The sequence below is a fragment of the uncultured Methanobrevibacter sp. genome (assembly GCF_902769175.1).
Classification (GTDB): Archaea; Methanobacteriota; Methanobacteria; order Methanobacteriales; family Methanobacteriaceae; genus Methanobrevibacter.
The window spans coordinates 1-2,313 of sequence record NZ_CACXNW010000063.1 but is presented as its reverse complement, the minus strand read 5'-3'; the positions used below and the strand labels follow the sequence as shown (position 1 = coordinate 2,313).

Genomic DNA, 2,313 nt, shown 5'->3' with positions numbered 1-2,313 from the left:
AGATTTCATCGTGCAAAGTCAAAAAAGGAATTTTTAAAGGAAAAGGAAAATTGGGTTACATTAATCGCTTCCATACCATTTGAGGCTTTATTTCCAGCAGTCATTCCAGGAGCCAATCTTTTAAGATATATAATGCTTTTTAAATTGCTTAGGATAATGGTGTTATACAATAAATTTTTCAACGGCTTTAAAAAATTCATAAAAAAGACAAATCTGGACAAAATCATAGGCGCAATCATATTTACAGTAGTGGTATTCACATTTCTATATCTGTTTTTCGGATCTTCGAATAGTCTGTTTGAAAGTTTCTATTTTGTTATTGTCACATTGACAACGGTGGGATATGGTGATATAGTTCCTAAAACATTCAATGAAAGAGTAATAACTCTCTTTTTAATTATTGTGGGAATATTTGTTGTATCGACCATTACTGCTGCATTATCTTCATATCTGACTGACAGGTTGATGGAAAAGGAAGAAGAGGATATAAACATTATGGATGAGCTAAAAATCATTCGCCAGGAAAACAAAAGGTTGCAGGATGAAATCGACGAGTTGAAAAAGAAAATGGATAAAGAATAATCAATATTTTTTAGATTAATTAATTTCACGTAAAAAATTAAACCAACTCTATTTCAGTCAGTAAATCCTGATTTGAGGTATATACTGTACATAGCTTGTTGTTGTCAACAAAAGAGAATGAATATGCGTCCGAAAACTCATTATAGTATCCGTCATATCCAAAGAGGTTTTCTGCCCGACCTTCCATATTAGCATTTTCCAGATTTATTCTTGAATTTTTGGAGTACAATACTTCAATTTGAATGAAATCTGTAGAATCATTCCAGCATTTGGATTTGGTTATTATTCCATTGTCGTTTTCGTCAATAGTACTTGCAAGGTCTTCTTCAAAGTTATTGGGTATGTTAAAAGAAAATGTATCTACCTGGACTTCCTGCATGCTTGTAATTGTGATTGGGAAAATAGCTATTGCTGCGACAATTGCAATGACTGCTAAAGCTGCTATGATGATTGGAAGCCTTGAACTTTTGATTTCGTATCCGCAATTTGGACAGAATTTACTATGGGCTGTCAGCTGCTCTCTGCACTTTGGACAAGTTTTGAGTGTTGATTTTCCACAATCTGTGCAGAATGCATCATTTTCGCTTATATATGCACCACAGTTTTTACAGAATTTCGCCATTTTCATCCCTTATGGTAATGTTTAATTTTGTTTATTAATAATTTTTTTTTAGCAAGATTATCTTAAGTAATTTATTAATATTGAAAATACTAAATGTATATATTGTATATGAAAATTTTATCGGTGGAGGTTTTTTAGATAATGAATAATGAGGGTATGGAATCAAATTCTCGAATGGCAATCTGGTTTGGTTTGTACGGACTAGTTATTATTGATATTCTATTTATTACAATATCCTTACTTTTCAGTCTTCCTGATGACCTTGAACGTGCAATGATGCTATTTGATTTTTGTGTCTGTATCCTTCTTTTAGCCGAATGGTTTATCAATTTTTATTTTTCATCACCAAAATTAGAATTTTTAAAACAGAAAGACAATTGGATTTCGCTCATTGCTTCTATACCTTTTGATGTGATTTTTACAGTTGTTATTCCTGAATTGGAGATTTTCAGATTTCTAGGACTTTTAAGATTCCTCAGAGTGCTGATTTTGATTAAAAGATTTGATACCTTTGAAAAGTTCATTAAAAAAAGTAACTTGGATAAAATTATTGCTGCAATGTTTTTAATTGTTGTTATATTCACGGCTTTATTGTATGCTTTTGGTACAACTTATGGTCTTTTTGATGATTTTTATTTTGTAATCGTTACTCTGACTACTGTGGGCTATGGTGATGTAGTTCCGCAGACTTATGCTGAAAAGGTAATCGCACTGATTTTGATTATTATTGGAATATTTGTATTTTCCACAATTACTGCAGCAATATCTTCGGTTTTTACCAATCGTATATTGGAAGATGATGATAATCATATAGTAACTTCCATTGAAAGCTCAATGGAAGAGAAATTTGAAATTCTTGAAGGCAGATTAAAGAATGTCTCTGAAGAAAATGAAATGCTCAAAAATGAAATAAAAGAGCTGAAAGAGATTATAAAAAATAAATGAGATTTAATAAGAATTTCTTAAAAATTGAGATTTGATAAGTTTTAAATAATTTTTCATTGTTTCAATTTATCTTAATAGTGAAAGAATACTCCGACCTCTTTAAGGTTGGGGATGAATTTCACAAAAAGGCATCTGAAGATATTAGTTTTCAAATGCTCTCTCTA

3 protein-coding genes are annotated in these 2,313 nt (G+C 30.9%); 2 read left to right on the top strand and 1 reads right to left on the bottom strand.

The window, feature by feature from the left end; all coding sequences use genetic code 11:
* A partial coding sequence (locus QZV12_RS13530; RefSeq protein WP_295622696.1) for an ion channel occupies window positions 1–582 on the top strand: 582 nt, incomplete at its 5' end.
* Window positions 583–619: 37 nt separating this feature from the next.
* On the opposite strand, the gene QZV12_RS13525 is transcribed toward QZV12_RS13530, so the two are convergent.
* Window positions 620–1,204, bottom strand: a complete 585-nt coding sequence (locus QZV12_RS13525) for a zinc ribbon domain-containing protein (protein ID WP_295622695.1) — start codon at window positions 1,202–1,204, stop codon at window positions 620–622.
* Between the two features lie 141 nt (window positions 1,205–1,345).
* Between QZV12_RS13525 and QZV12_RS13520 the strand changes: the two genes are divergently transcribed.
* A complete protein-coding gene (locus QZV12_RS13520; RefSeq protein WP_295622693.1) occupies window positions 1,346–2,149 on the top strand; it encodes an ion transporter in 804 nt (267 codons plus the stop codon).
* Window positions 2,150–2,313 lie beyond the last annotated feature (164 nt).

What these genes read in the sequence shown, in the direction of transcription:
- QZV12_RS13525 (WP_295622695.1), bottom strand. Translation starts at nt 1,204, where the DNA reads ATGGCGAAATTCTGTAAAAACTGTGGTGCATATATAAGCGAAAATGAT.
- QZV12_RS13520 (WP_295622693.1), top strand. Translation starts at nt 1,346, where the DNA reads ATGAATAATGAGGGTATGGAATCAAATTCTCGAATGGCAATCTGGTTT.